General features: G+C 45.0%; 13 protein-coding genes. 4 read left to right on the plus strand and 9 right to left on the minus strand.

The features are described from left to right. Positions 1-207: 207 nt before the first annotated feature. From recJ to xerD, 3 genes are all read right to left on the minus strand, one after another. Positions 208-1944 carry a single-stranded-DNA-specific exonuclease RecJ gene (recJ, locus tag AB4133_RS12170; protein WP_372224590.1) on the minus strand — a complete coding sequence of 579 codons (1737 nt, stop codon included), beginning with the start codon at positions 1942-1944 and terminating at the stop codon, positions 208-210. 80 nt (positions 1945-2024) lie between these two features. After that, positions 2025-2804 carry a thioredoxin fold domain-containing protein gene (locus AB4133_RS12175; protein WP_017062874.1) on the minus strand — a complete coding sequence of 260 codons (780 nt, stop codon included), beginning with the start codon at positions 2802-2804 and terminating at the stop codon, positions 2025-2027. A 26-nt stretch (positions 2805-2830) separates the two neighbouring features. Beyond that, a complete protein-coding gene (xerD, locus tag AB4133_RS12180; RefSeq protein WP_017059327.1) occupies positions 2831-3745 on the minus strand; it encodes a site-specific tyrosine recombinase XerD in 915 nt (304 codons plus the stop codon). A 150-nt stretch (positions 3746-3895) separates the two neighbouring features. On the opposite strand from xerD, the gene fldB reads away from it, so the two are divergent. Further along, positions 3896-4417 carry a flavodoxin FldB gene (fldB, locus tag AB4133_RS12185; RefSeq protein WP_017062875.1) on the plus strand — a complete coding sequence of 174 codons (522 nt, stop codon included), beginning with the start codon at positions 3896-3898 and terminating at the stop codon, positions 4415-4417. A 146-nt stretch (positions 4418-4563) separates the two neighbouring features. On the opposite strand, the gene brnQ is transcribed toward fldB, so the two are convergent. Further along, on the minus strand, positions 4564-5877 hold the full coding sequence (brnQ, locus tag AB4133_RS12190; protein WP_017059325.1) for a branched-chain amino acid transport system II carrier protein: 1314 nt from the start codon (positions 5875-5877) through the stop codon (positions 4564-4566). A gap of 314 nt (positions 5878-6191) precedes the next feature. Here brnQ and AB4133_RS12195 point away from each other — a divergent pair, with 314 nt between their 5' ends. Both AB4133_RS12195 and srmB read left to right on the plus strand, forming a co-directional pair. Then, positions 6192-6920, plus strand: a complete 729-nt coding sequence (locus AB4133_RS12195; RefSeq protein ID WP_017062876.1) for a tRNA1(Val) (adenine(37)-N6)-methyltransferase — start codon at positions 6192-6194, stop codon at positions 6918-6920. Between the two features lie 107 nt (positions 6921-7027). Beyond that, a complete protein-coding gene (gene srmB / locus AB4133_RS12200) occupies positions 7028-8293 on the plus strand; it encodes an ATP-dependent RNA helicase SrmB (protein WP_017059323.1) in 1266 nt (421 codons plus the stop codon). Between the two features lie 115 nt (positions 8294-8408). Here the strand turns inward: srmB and yaaA are convergent, their stop codons facing one another. Together yaaA and AB4133_RS12210 are read right to left on the minus strand one after the other, a co-directional pair. Continuing rightward, on the minus strand, positions 8409-9185 hold the full coding sequence (gene yaaA, locus AB4133_RS12205) for a peroxide stress protein YaaA (RefSeq protein WP_372224593.1): 777 nt from the start codon (positions 9183-9185) through the stop codon (positions 8409-8411). Positions 9186-9393: 208 nt separating this feature from the next. Then, the gene (locus tag AB4133_RS12210; protein WP_032545312.1) at positions 9394-10821 is read right to left on the minus strand and encodes a sodium:alanine symporter family protein; all 1428 of its coding nucleotides are present in this window, start codon (positions 10819-10821) and stop codon (positions 9394-9396) included. A gap of 709 nt (positions 10822-11530) precedes the next feature. Here AB4133_RS12210 and AB4133_RS12215 point away from each other — a divergent pair. After that, positions 11531-11719, plus strand: coding sequence for a DUF3545 family protein (locus AB4133_RS12215; RefSeq protein ID WP_017059319.1), 189 nt, complete (start codon positions 11531-11533; stop codon positions 11717-11719). A gap of 151 nt (positions 11720-11870) precedes the next feature. Here AB4133_RS12215 and AB4133_RS12220 read toward each other — a convergent pair whose 3' ends face one another. The 3 genes from AB4133_RS12220 to nfo form a co-directional block, all read right to left on the minus strand. Further along, positions 11871-12422: a hemerythrin domain-containing protein gene (locus AB4133_RS12220; protein ID WP_372224594.1), complete on the minus strand. Its 552-nt coding sequence runs from the start codon at positions 12420-12422 to the stop codon at positions 11871-11873. Between the two features lie 86 nt (positions 12423-12508). Next, entirely contained in the window at positions 12509-13189 is a 681-nt protein-coding gene (ung, locus tag AB4133_RS12225) for a uracil-DNA glycosylase (RefSeq protein ID WP_102428207.1), read from the minus strand. Positions 13190-13586: 397 nt separating this feature from the next. After that, positions 13587-14495, minus strand: coding sequence for a deoxyribonuclease IV (nfo, locus tag AB4133_RS12230; RefSeq protein WP_102319761.1), 909 nt, complete (start codon positions 14493-14495; stop codon positions 13587-13589). Positions 14496-14745 lie beyond the last annotated feature (250 nt).

Below are 14745 nucleotides of genomic sequence, written 5' to 3' on the forward strand. Positions count from 1 at the left end.
AACCGAAGAATTGTACTCAAAAGTGTGACGGAGATACAGAATTTTTTAGAGTGGTGAACCAAGATTCAACAACTTAATGGGATATAAAATTGACAGGCATAAAAAACACGTAAATTTTGTAAGGGCAGGAAGGAAAACAAGCCCTGTTTTTGAACAGAGCTTGTTGAATTTGGCACTATATGATGAGCATTATTGAGCCCAAAATCACTATTTGGCTTCGATATGATCAATCATCAGCTGCAACGATTGGTTGCCGCGAAATTCGTTGATATCGAGCTTAAATGCAAGATGAACGGTTTTTACTGATGCATCAGGCCAGCGACGTAGGTCGACGTTAAAGGCAATACCGTCAATCATCACATTGGTTGGGTGGCCTTTGTAGAGCGGCTCAAGCATCAGCTTAAGGTGCTTTTCACCCACCAGCTTTTGGTGCAGCACTTTAAACTCACCATCGAAGATTGGCTCAGGGAAAGCTTGTCCCCACGGGCCACCTGAACGCAGCGTTTCAGCGGTGTGCATCGAGAACTCTTCTGGTAACAGCTCACCATCAGACAAGATAATGCCCTTCAGTGCTGTTTCTCCAAGTTCATTCTTCACCACATCATTGAACAGCTTGCTGAAGCGTTCAAAGTCCTTTTCCATGATGGTTAAACCAGCCGCCATTGCGTGGCCACCAAATTTAAGAATCAAGCCAGGGTTTTGAGTATCAATTCGGTCCAATGCATCACGCATGTGCAGACCCGGAATTGAACGACATGAACCTTTGATACTGCCTTCGCCGCCATCTGCAAACGCAATCACTGGGCGGTGGTATTTGTCTTTGATACGCGAAGCCAAAATACCAATCACACCTTGGTGCCAATCACGTTGGAACAGGGCTAAGCCAGAAGGTAGGTCGTCTTTACCAAATTCAAGGCGCTCACAAAAAGCCATCGCTTCTTGCTTCATACCCTCTTCGATCTCTTTACGTGTTTGGTTCAAGCCATCTAACTCACTCGCCATTCGACGAGCCGCATGGATGTTGTTACTCATTAGCAGCTCAACACCAAAAGACATGTCGTCTAATCGACCAGCTGCATTGATACGAGGACCAAGAGCAAAGCCAAAGTCAGACGCCACCAAACGCTTAGCGTCTCGCTTAGCAATTTCGATCAAGGCTTGAATGCCCGGACGAGCTTTACCCGCACGAATACGTTGCAAACCTTGATGAACTAAAATTCGGTTGTTTTCATCGAGTGGAACCACGTCGGCAACCGTACCCAGCGCCACAAGGTCAATCAGTTCCATCAACTTAGGTTCTGTCATGCCGCGCTCTGCAAACCAACCCAATTTACGCATGTGAACACACAATGCCATCATCAGGTAAAAAGCGACACCAACCCCCGCTAGGGCTTTCGAAGGAAAAGCACAACTTTCAAGGTTTGGGTTAACCATAGCATCGACCATTGGCAGTTCATTGCCCGGCAAGTGATGATCGGTAACCAGAACCTCTAGCCCTTTCTCTTTAGCAAAGCGAGCACCTTCAATTGAAGATACACCGTTGTCGACCGTCATGATCACTTCAGCACCAAGCTCGATTGCCTGTTCAACAACCTCAGGGCTCAAGCCATAACCATCTTCAAAACGGTTTGGTACCAGATAGTCGACGTTAGAGCTGCCGAGCATACGTAACGCTAAAACAGACAGCGCCGAGCTGGTCGCGCCATCGGCATCAAAGTCACCAACAATGATGATGCGTTTTTGCTGCTGAATAGCTTTGAACAACAGCTCAACCGCAGCATCAATGCCGCCCAGTTTTTGATAAGAGTGCAAGCCTTTCGCTGCTGTCTCTAGTTGGTCGGCACTGTCGATTCCACGACTCACATAAATGCGCTTTAACAAGTCAGGTAAGTGAGCAGGTAAGACTGAAATGTCGACCTCAGGACGGCGTTGGATCTCTATCATATAAAAATGGGCCCGATATCAATCAGGCCACTCCTTAAATCAAAAACATGGGGGATAAATTGGCAATACAGAAAACGAGATTATTGCTCTAAACGTTGAAGAAGTTGTGCTGGCGGTAAGTAACCACTCACCAACTCACCACTTGCTAGCACGATAGCCGGTGTGCCATTGATGCCAAGCTCACGACCTAATTGGTACTGTTTAGCAATGATCTGCTTTTGCTCTGCTAGATCTTTACCAGACGCTGGCATTTGACGATTTACTTTAGCGTCATGCATCGCTGTTTTTGGATCATCTGAAGCCCAGATTGCTGCCATTTGATCGGCAACTTGCCCTGTCGCACCTTGGCGTGGGTAAGCCATATAACGAACGGTAATACCCAGATCGTTGTAGCCCTGCATTTGGCTGTGCAGACGAACACAGTAGCCACACGTAATGTCAGTAAATACCGTCACAACATACTTTTCGTTATCGGCTTTGTATTCAATAACCGTATCCGACATCGCCGCGACTTTTTCAGCATTCAGCGGAGCTTGACGCTCAGCCAAAACATCACTGAACTTACCGTTTTCATCTAAAGAGTAAAGTGTACCGGCTAGAAAGTGATCGCCCTCTGGAGAAGAAAAGATAATGCCGCTGTTGGTTTGAACTTCTAACAAACCATCGATATCCGAAGGAACAATCTTATCGACCTTAATACCGATTTTTTCAAAACGCTTAGTTAACGCAGCTGTATCAATAGCTTGAGCTGGAGCAGCTTCTACGGCTGTTGATGTTGTTTCTACTTTCGCTTCTGATGCATTACATGCAGTAATCATAAGAGGAAGCGCTAGTAGAGGAAGACGGCGTAATACGCTCATTAAGTTCACCTTAAAAATAAATGGATTTAAGCACGTGGGTGATGCTGCGCATGAATTTGCTTGAGCCTTTCAGTCGCCACGTGAGTATAAATTTGGGTAGTCGATAAGTCACTATGCCCAAGTAACATCTGTACGACCCTGAGATCTGCGCCATAGTTCAGTAAATGCGTCGCAAAAGCGTGTCTCAATACGTGTGGTGACAACAATTCTGTGTCGATACCAGCGACGACCGAGTAGTGCTTAATACGATACCAGAACGTCTGACGGGTCATTTGCTTGGCGCGTTTACTCGGAAAAACCACATCAGAACTGTTTTCGCCAAGTAGATGTGGACGACCCTGTTCAATAAAAGTCTCTATCCAATCCACCGCATTTTCGCCCATTGGTACTAAGCGCTCTTTGCCACCCTTACCAATAACACGCACCACGCCCTGTCTTAGGCTGATGTTTTCCATCGTCAAGCTAACCAGTTCTGTCACACGCAAACCGGTTGCATAGAGTAACTCAAGCATCGCCTTATCGCGAAGCTCAATCGGATCGTTCGGATCTGGCGCATCGAGCAAAGCATCAACCTGCTCTTCGCTCAAATCTTTCGGCAAGCGTTGCGGCAGCTTCGGGCTGATCAACAAGGCACTTGGATCATCGCCTCTGATTTTCTCGCGGTGCAAATATTGGAACAAGCGACGAATCGCCGACAACATACGGGCACGAGAGGTCTGCTTAAAATCGGCGTCGGCTAACCAGCCTTGATAATCCTGTAAACCTGAAAGGCTAATGAAGTCGAGGCGGTAATTGTTCTTTTCCATCCACGCTAATAACTTGGACAAATCGGTACGGTACGAGACAAGCGTATTCTCCGATAATCCTCGCTCCATCCACATAGCATCTAAAAACTGCTCAACGAGACCGTGGTCTGCGCTCTGCCCTTGAGGCGACTGCATAGTGTTACTCACAATATTGGAAACTGTTTTGAGAGTATGCCAGAGCAAATATGAATGCCATAAAAATTACGACTTGAGCGGATAATCGCTGCAATCGAAGTCGATTTATGGTTAGAATTCGCCATCTGAAATTAAAATCGAACGTTTGCTATGAAAATTGGATTATTTTACGGCTCAACCACCTGCTACACAGAAATGGCAGCAGAGAAAATTCGCGGCATTATTGGTGAAGACCTAGTTGATATCCATAACGTGAAAGAAAGCCCTCTTTCATTGATGGCGGACTACGACCTTTTATTGCTGGGCATCTCGACTTGGGACTTCGGTGAAATCCAAGAAGATTGGAATGAACTGTGGGAAGACATCGCAACCACGCCTATGAAAGGCAAGGTTGTGGCTCTGTTTGGTTTGGGTGACCAAGAAGGCTACGGCGAATGGTTCCTAGATGCGATGGGTCTATTGCATGATGAACTGAAAACCGCGGGTGCAGAGTTTGTTGGCTTCTGGCCAAACGATGACAGCTACGAGTTCGAAGCGTCTAAAGCGTTAACCGAAGACAAATCTCAATTCGTTGGTTTGGCGCTTGATGAAGATTCACAATACGAGCTAAGCGACGACCGTATCGCAAGCTGGGTTGAGCAAGTACTGGTTGAGTACAGCGAAAAGCTATAACCAAACAGAAGTACTCCCGGCTAAGTAGCTAACCAAGTAACTAGCTGGATATAAAAAGACCACAGAATACAAAAAGGCCTCATTACTGCGAAGTAATGAGGCCTTTTCTATTTCATCTCGAAGGACAATCTAATCTCAACGGAAGATTAAACAGTCTCTTCAGCCATCTCTTGTTCTGTTGACTTGCCAACAAAGAACATACAGATGATTGCAGCCGTTGTTGGAAGCAACCAACCCATACCGATCTCAAACAGTGGCAGCATCTTAAGTGCAGACACGTCTACACCCGCTACTTTAGCGCCATCAATAAGAGCAAACAGCAGTGACACTAATACCACTACGCGGTAAGCCGCTTTTGGATTAGGGAAACGGCTACGTAAGAATGTCAGAGCAACCAACGCGATAGCGACTGGGTACAGTGCAAACAGTACTGGAACAGACAGAGAAATCAGTTGAGAAAGACCAACGTTCGCAACGGTTGCACAAGCTACACCATTGATGATTACCCAAGTCTTGTAAGACAGAGGCGTTAGCGAGCTGAAGTAATCAGAACATGCTGACACAAGGCCAATCGCCGTAGTTAGACATGCTAATAGTACGATCACAGAAAGCACTAGCTGACCAGAAGGACCAAACAACGATTGAACGTATAGGCTTAAAATAGCACCGCCATTGTCTGCACCAGCTGCGACTGTTGCACTTGTTGCGCCTAGGAAAAATAGAGAGATGTAAACAAACGCCAGACCCGCTGCGGCAATACAACCCGCGCTAATTAGGTACTTAGTCGTCGCTGCACGGTCAGTAATGCCCTTGCTACGAATCGCATCAACAATCAGCATACCAAACATCAAAGAAGCAAAAGTATCCATGGTGTTGTAGCCTTCAAGGAAACCTTTGGTCAGTGGTTGAGTGATGTACTCACCGTGAGCCGCAAGAATATCGCCTTGAGGGTTAACGAATACAGCAATCGCCAGCACAACCAAACCAACGAACAGTGCAGGTGTTAGCACCTTACCAATGACGTCAATAAGCTTACCTTGCGACCATGAGAAGAACATCGCTACTGCAAAAAATGCAATCGAAAAGAGAGTTAGGTGAGCTTGAGAGGCATCGATGAAGAACGGTTTCACCGCCATCTCATAGGCAACAAGGCCAGTACGCGGTGCAGCAAATGCAGGACCGATAATGATAAAGATCAGTACAGCCATGATGGTTGCTGCTTTCTTAGGAAGATCTTTAGTTAAGTGACCCCAAGAGCCACCAGCCACTGCGACCGCGACGATAGTGATTAACGGCAGACCAACGGCAGTCAGCAGAAAACCAGACATCGCTGGAAGGAAGTGATCACCGGCTAATTGGCCAGCTAGAGGTGGGAAGATGATGTTACCCGCACCCAAGAAAAACGCAAAAAGCATAAAGCCCAATGCCATTATATCTGTTAGTTTTAGACTCTGTTTCACAGATAATCCTTAATTATATTTATGAATTTATGTTGTGCTTACATGAATGTTACAGCTCAAAGCTGCCAATCAATCTATAAAATAGTCGCGCATAATGACGAAACAACTGGCTAGCTGCAAGTCACCACACAAAAACACCATATAAATTTGCATATGAGAACAAAAAGCAGTGGATTCCACTAGCTATAGAAAAATAGCCACAATTATAAACTAACCACAATGCACAACAATATTTTTTCAAGCAGAACATTGACTCATACAAGCGGTTAACATTAGAGCTAATCACTTAAAATATCTCGATACTCAGAACATTAATGAAAGACAAAACAGTGCAAACTAAAAGCTTCAATTTTAAGCAATTCTCAATTTACGGCGGGAAAAGCGGTATGCCAGTCAGTACCGATGGCGTATTACTTGGCGCGTGGGTAAGCCTGCCACAAAGATCATGTGTACTCGATATTGGAACCGGGACAGGTCTGCTGGCTTTGATGGCTGCGCAGCGTTTTGAAGATGCTTCAATCTCTGCGATAGATATTGATCAACACGCTATTGATGCTGCCACTGTCAATATTGAGCAGTCGCCTTGGCAAAATCGTATCTCCCTTGATCACGGCAGCGTGTTAACAACCGACTTTCCACAAAGGTTTGATGCGATCATCTGTAACCCGCCCTACTTCAACTCTGGAGAACAGGCGCAGCAAAGCCAAAGAGCCACCGCCAGGCACACCGACAGCTTGGATCATTTAGCGCTTGCCCAGCGTTGTTTCGAGATAACAACCGACGCCGCGACTGCCAGTTTCATCCTACCGACGCCTGAGGGGGAAGGTTTTATCAAGCTTGCCGAGCAATGTGGTTGGTATCTAGCAAAACGCCTTGATGTAAAAACAACAGATAAAAAGCCAGCTAGCCGAATTTTATTCGAGTTATCTAAAGATCCTGCTTGCGAGCAAGATTTGCAGCGCGAATCGCTTACAATTCACCATCAAGGTGGTTATAGCGAAGCATTTATTGCGCTCACTAAAGATTTTTATCTCAAGATGTAGCAAATACCATGTGATCCTAATCACTAATGCTTCTATAATGTCCGACTACTCTTTTTTATCGTCTGCTTTTTGAGGCAGAAACATTTATTGCTTGTGGAGAAACAACAGTGATCAGAACCTTTGCAGAACTCGATCTAAACCAAGAGCTGCTTAAAGCAATTGACGAAATGGGCTACGAACGTCCAACACAGATACAAGCTGAAGCAATCCCACAAGCGTTAGATGGAAGAGACGTTTTGGCTTCTGCGCCAACAGGTACTGGTAAAACAGCATCATTTGTATTGCCAGCACTGCAATACCTACTGGATTTCCCACGTAAGAAATCTGGCCCTGCACGTATGCTTATCCTGACGCCAACGCGTGAGCTAGCAATGCAGATCACCGAACAAGCACGTGAGCTTGCTAAATACACCAGCCTAAATATCTTCACGATCACGGGCGGTGTGATGTACCAAGAGCACGCAGATATCTTAAGTACCACTCAAGATATCGTAGTAGCAACACCTGGCCGTTTGATGGAATACATTGAAGGCGAGCGTTTTGACTGTCGTGCGATTGAATGGCTGGTTCTAGATGAAGCCGACCGCATGCTAGACATGGGCTTTGGTCCTGTTGTTGACCGTCTGTCTGCAGAGTGTCGCTGGCGTAAACAAACTTTACTGTTCTCAGCAACGCTAGAAGGTAAAGGCATTGAAGGCTTCACTGAAGATCTACTGAAAAACCCAGCGGAGATCGATGCGAAATCATCACTTCGTGAGCGTAAGAAGATCACTCAGTGGTACCACCGTGCAGACACAGCAGAGCACAAGCTGAACATCCTAAAGCACGTCATCACAGAGCAAGCTGAGCGCAGCATCGTATTCTTGAAGACGCGTGATCGTCTAGGTGATCTACGAGCTCAACTTGAAAGCGCGCAAATTCCATGTGCGTGGATCCAAGGTGAAATGCCTCAAGATCGTCGTAACAACGCGATTGCTCGTTTCCGTGACGGCTCTGTAAACGTACTACTAGCGACTGACGTTGCTGCTCGTGGTATCGACCTTCCAGACGTAAGCCACGTAATCAACTACGACATGCCACGTACTGCTGACGTATACCTACACCGTATTGGCCGTACTGCTCGTGCTGGTAAAAAAGGTAACGCGGTTTCTATCATTGAAGCGCACGATCAACTAATGATTGAGCGTGTGGCTCGTTACACAGACGAACCAATCAAAGAACGCTTTATTGAAGGCATGCGCCCTACGCATAAGAAAGCGGCCGTGACTAAGAAGAAGAAGCCGAAGAAAGAAGATAAGAAAGCGGTAGAGAAACAAAAAATCGCGAAGAAGAAAAAAATCGCGAAGAAAAAGAAAGCAGCAAAGAAGAAGTAATCTACCAGCTTCAACGATTCAATAAAAAAGCCCCATGCAGTTCGCTGCATGGGGCTTTTCTCTATCTGGTCTGTTATCAGGCTAAAACCGAGAGCTACTCGTTAGCCAAGGACTACTAGTTTTGCTCTTCGCGCTTAAAGACAAGCTCTTTCGCGTTCGACTCTTCTTCAACGAAGTAGTAGCCCGCCGTATCAAACTGGGTCAGCGCCTCAACCGAGTCGATCTTGTTCTCGATGATGTAGCGAGCCATCATGCCACGCGCTTTCTTCGCGTAGAAACTGATCACCTTGTACTGACCGTTCTTGCAGTCTTTGAATACAGGGGTAATCACTTGGCCATCCAAGTTCTTCGGCTTCACGGCTTTAAAGTATTCGTTAGACGCCAAGTTGATCAACACATTGTCGCCTTGAGCATTCAACGCTTCATTCAGCTTGTCTGTGATGATGTTGCCCCAGAACTGGTACAAGTTAGTACCACGAGCATTGGCTAAGCGTGTACCCATCTCTAGGCGGTATGGCTGCATCAAATCTAATGGCTTAAGCAAGCCATATAACCCAGAAAGCATGCGCAGGTGGTCTTGTGCGTAGTCAAAATCTTCATCCGATAGCGTTTCAGCGTCTAGGCCAGTGTATACATCGCCTTTAAAGGCTAGGATTGCTTGGCGTGCGTTGTCTTGGGTAAAGGTCTCGCTCCACTGCTCAAAGCGCGCTACGTTCAACCCTGCGATTTTATCGCTGACTTTCATCAGTGCAGAAATATCTACTGGCGTCAGTTTGCGGCACTCTTCAATCAGCTCAGCAGAGTGTTCAACAAACTCAGGCTGACTAAAGCGTTCCGTCGTTAATGGTGATTCGTAATCAAGTGTTTTGGCTGGAGAAACGACAACTAACATAACTTTACCCTAATCGGTTATCTAACTGGATGCTGCTAGAGTATAGAAAAAACATCAACTTGTCTTTATGACTCTTCCTATTACTTCGATAGGGAGAATGAGCTTCGATAGACAGAATGAGACAAATGACAGGCAAACAAAAAGGCTAAGGTCGAAACCTTAGCCTTTCTAATCACTTTAGGATGAGCCGTTTATCGCTCCAACAAGATTACTTCTTGTTGTTGTCCCAAATACCGTCTTCCAGCTGAGACTTAAGCTCTGGGAAGTCATTCGAATCGAATGTTGGTACTTTACCCGCGTCTAGTTGGCGGTTGTAGTCTTTCGCTAGCTTAATCACGATACCTGATAGCAGGATAATCGCCACCAAGTTAACAATCGCCATTAGGCCCATCGATACGTCAGCCAGTGCCCATACCGTTGGTAACGTCGCTAGAGAACCGAACATAACCATACCCAGAACAACGATACGGAACAGCACTAGGCCCTTCTTGTTGTTGTGCTCAAGGAAGATAAGGTTCGTTTCAGCGTACGAGTAGTTTGCAATGATTGAAGTGAAAGCGAAGAAGAAAATCGCTACCGCTACAAAAATGCCGCCCCATTCGCCCACTTGTGCTGTTAGTGCACGTTGCGTTAGTTCGATACCCGTTACTTCACCGTGTGGTACATACTCACCAGACATCAGGATGATTGCGACTGTTGCTGAACAGATAACAATGGTATCCATGAACACGCCTAGCATTTGCACGTAACCTTGTGATGCTGGGTGCGGTGGGTAAGGCGTAGCAGAAGCTGCTGCGTTTGGCGCAGAACCCATACCCGCTTCGTTCGAGAACAAACCACGTTTGATGCCGTTAATCATCGCTTGTGCGATTGCGTAACCTAGGCCACCCGCTGCTGCTTCTTGCAGACCGAATGCACTCTTGAAGATAAGAGCCAGTACTTCAGGCACTTTCTCGATGTTCGCGAACATCACGTACATAGCGATCGCTAGGTAAGCCAATGCCATGATTGGAACGATGATTTCTGCTGTGCGTGCAATCTTACGAATACCACCGAAGATAACGAACGCAGAGATGATTACGATACCAACACCAACGTAGCTACGCTCAAGGTCGAATGCCGTATTCATTGCGCTTGCAATCGCGTTCGCTTGAACCGCGTTGAATACAAGACCAAATGCAATGATGAGGAAGATAGAGAATAGAACCCCCATCCAACGCATGCCTAGGCCTTTCTCCATGTAGTATGCAGGGCCGCCGCGGTAGTTACCGTCGTTATCACGCGTTTTGTATAGCTGTGCCAGTGTGCTTTCTGCAAACGATGTTGCCATACCTAGCATTGCGATTAGCCACATCCAGAAGATAGCACCAGGGCCACCAGCGGTTAGTGCTACAGCAACACCTGCCATGTTACCCGTACCTACACGAGCAGCGAGACTAGTACAAAGAGCTTGGAAAGAAGAGATACCAGCACTGTCTGCTTTACGGCTGTTTCTAAGAACAGAGAACATGTGGCCGAAATGGCGGAATTGAATGAAGCCTAGTCGTACAGTGAAGTAGATACCCACACCAACCAGTAAGTAAACTAAGATAGATCCCCAAAGGAGATCGTTCATCAAATTGATTAAGTCTGTCACGTGAACCTCGTAATTGAGTTTAAGCACCGATCATGCTTCCTAGCCTTCCTCTTAATCGCCTATGCCTCTGTCAATGTTGTGTCGGCACTCTTGTTATATTCTTGCGGCGATTGAGACTGTAAATGTCGCTTCATGCATCCATTTTACGTATCAGTGTATTTTTTGACGGGCGGATAATGCAGCGAGACGGCCTAAAAATCAATATGCAAATACACTTATATTAAAATGACATTTCACTAATAACACACCTTTTGTTAACACAACTTTCAACAATGCAGCCCAATAAAAGTCACATTATCGGGACATAATATCAACAACAGCCACGGCACTACCCCAACAAGAACACCATCCTATAAAAATGACGTCAGCCTAGGTTTTACAAGGTATAGTGAAGATCTTCGTTTTTTTCTAGGCCAATGAGATCCCTATACCGCACGGTACCATGTGCACTTCAATGCATTGTAGTCAAAACGCTATTCCATTCGCACAATGAATTAACATTCAATAACCCCCAATTTAATCGTTTACTTAGGTTTGTTTGCCTGTTTTTTATACATAATAATTCTCACAATGTGTGAGCATGCATAAGAAAATAGAACAAAAACTTCATGGATTTGAAACAAATGAGAAACAAATCAAAGTTATTGTGAACCTAAATATGATATTTATTGGTTCGTAAGAACTAGTCCCACGGAAGGAGATATGGCTTATGGATAGCTTTCAATTCGATGAAGTATCAGAACTAGAAATGCCTCGTGTAACTCAAAAATCACGCTCGAAACCACTCAAGCGTAAGTGGCGTGAAATCGAAGCCATCAACGATCGTAGGCAGCTTGAGAAAGAGCTGAGAGAGATGAACCTAGGTCTTGATTTTAGCCTTGACGATATAAAACTTTAATCAGCACGATAAGAAATCAGATAGCAAAAGGCACCTATATAGGTGCCTTTTTTATTTTTTGAGGTAGTTAATCCGCTCAAAGCGCCATTTGGAAACCAACCCTCTAATATAGAGGACACCTAAAATAGGTGCACCTCAACATTACAACGGGCTAAACACACTCTTGTTCATTTTGTCGAACCCGAGCCGCGAGTTGGCGATATTGATCGGCGATGGTCTGTCCAAAAACAGGGTCATCTTCCGGTTGAAGCCATTGAGACTCCACTTCTTGCCAATCTTTCACCGTGAACGCCTCAACAATCATGGGTAGCACATGCTTCTCTTCATATTCCATGTGCTTTCGCTGAGCCTTAACAAACGCTTCAAGCTGCTCAATAAAGACTTGCTGAGGAACCACCGCATCTTGAAGGATCATATCGACCAAACCTAAAAAGTCCGCCGTTTTCTCAGAAAGCAATTGATGCTCTAACTCCAAGTCTTCAATCGCTTGCTCGCTGCCATATTGCTTAAGATAGTAGCGATAAATGACGTCTTCTTTAGGGTGATGCACTTTGTCTGAATGGTTCATAAGGTAATGAACCACCTCTGCGATCAGGCTATAGTTTATTTCTCGCTCCTGTTTCAGAAACTCTAACTTACTGTTGAGTATCGCGAGTAAACGAGCCATATAGCCATGCTCTCGTCTTATCCTTTCAATCATCATAGTATTGCACTCCATTACACCTACTATTTATAAGTGTATACGAATATGCTGATTTATGATTTGACCCTGCTCAGAAAACCACCAACCTACACTTCTGTTGGTAAACGCCAGTCAATAGGTTGTTGATCCATAGAAGAAAGCAGCTTGTTGGTTGTAGAGAAATGCTGACAACCGAAGAATCCACGGCGTGCCGATAATGGCGATGGGTGAGGTGCAACCAACACATGATGCTTGTCGTCATCAATCGCTTGACCTTTCTTCTGGGCGTGTGCGCCCCACAACAAAAAGATGATCGGTTCAGAGCGCTGATTGAGCTCAGCAATAATGGCATCGGTAAAGGTTTCCCAGCCACACTTAGCATGTGAGTGTGCTTTTGCCTCTTCGACTGTAAGGACTGTGTTCAACATCAACACCCCTTGCGATGCCCAAGAATCGAGATAACCATGACTAGGAATCTCAAAGCCCTCTATATCTTGTGCAAGCTCTTTGTACATATTGCGTAGAGAAGGTGGGATTTTCACACCAGGAAGCACTGAGAATGCTAAGCCGTGAGCTTGGTTAGCACCGTGATAAGGATCTTGCCCTAAGATAACCACTCGCACGGATTCGAAAGGCGTCATATCAAAGGCACTGAACACCTGTTCTTGTGGCGGGTAGACGGTTTTACCACTATTACGTTGCTGTTCAACAAACGCGAGGACACTCTGAAAGTACTCTTTATCACGTTCATCATTAATAATGGATTCCCAAGTCTTTGGTGCGCTCATCGTTTTACTTCCCAATCATCAAGGTTTCTAGCGGCTTTCGCCAGACAAAAAAATAGCTGTATCGGCTAACTGTCCTAAATAAGGCTCTAGTTATACCTCATACAGCTATCAATAAACATGATGTGTAGGGTTCACTTGTTGATGAATCATAATAATCAGTTCAAGTTGTGCTTATCTCGATTAACCACTTTTCTGCTGTGTACGATGGTGGCCGTGGTTATGCACGTGACGGTTTGGTGTAGGTAAACGGCGTGCGACAGCAATAGTTGAAGTTTGGGTGATTGAATACATAAAGGCACCTCCTCTAAGACATCGTGAACTACATATTCACTTTAATACTATGAAAGAAATGTGCCAATTTTTAGAAATAGACGGAAATAAATTTCCCCCTCTATTATTACGCTTGTTCGCTCGCTAGCGTTGCTGAGCGATGAAACATTCTAAGTTGTTGAATTTCCTCTTTCCAGATCGTCGAATCAATGGTTTCCAATATAAGAGGGATACCATTAAAGCGAGAATCAGAGGCAATATACTCAAAACAATCCCAGCCAATTTCGCCTTTTCCTAAAGAATGGTGTCGATCGACTCGGCTCGCGAACTCAGCTTTTGAATCATTGATGTGCATTGCTCTTAGATAGTGCATACCCACGATGCGGTCGAACTCAGCAAAAGTATGCTCACACGCCTCTTTTGTACGTAAGTCATAGCCAGCAGTAAACGTATGGCAGGTGTCTAAGCACACACCCACACGTGACTTATCTTCTACCTGCTCGATAATCTCGGCTAGATGTTCAAACTTCCAACCCAGATTAGTGCCCTGCCCAGACGTATTCTCGATCACTGCGATTACGTCAGGTACCGCTTGATGAGCTAGGTTGATCGATTCAGCGATCTTCGCCAAACATTCGCTTTCTGAGATTTTCTTTAAATGACTCCCAGGATGAAAATTCAAAAGCGTTAGTCCAAGTTGATTACAACGCTCCATTTCATCAATAAAAGCCGCGCGTGATTTCTCTAGCTTCTCTTCTTCTGGCGCTCCTAGGTTAATCAGGTAGGAGTCATGAGGAAGAATGTGCTCAGCACCGTAGCCCAACATTTTGCAATTGGCTTTAAAGGCACTAATGGTTTTCGCTTCTAGTGGTTTTGCCGCCCACTGTCTCTGGTTCTTGGTAAACAGTGCAAACGCATTGGCACCTATTTCACGTGCACGCATAGGCGCCTGATCAACACCACCAGCAGCCGACACATGAGCGCCAATAAACTTAATATTTGTTTCCGGTTTTGAGGATGAATTATTGTTTGTCATTAAATCACTTTACACTTTCAGAATGCTTAATAAATAAAGGGTCGTATCGGTTGTAGTTCAATAAAAACACAACAAATGTAGTAAACTTACAACAAATATGACTGTTAAATATTTTTTATACTTTAAAATATTTTGTAATTACTTTGTTTTCAAAGGTTTTATTGATTTACCTCAATATAATCACCTTTGTAAAAATATGGTTTTTGGTTGTTTTTTGACTTAAATCAATGTTAACCTTACTAATATTAGG

The sequence above is a fragment of the Vibrio sp. 10N.286.52.F8 genome, assembly GCF_041468745.1.
GTDB classification, from domain to species: Bacteria; Pseudomonadota; Gammaproteobacteria; order Enterobacterales; family Vibrionaceae; genus Vibrio; species Vibrio crassostreae_C.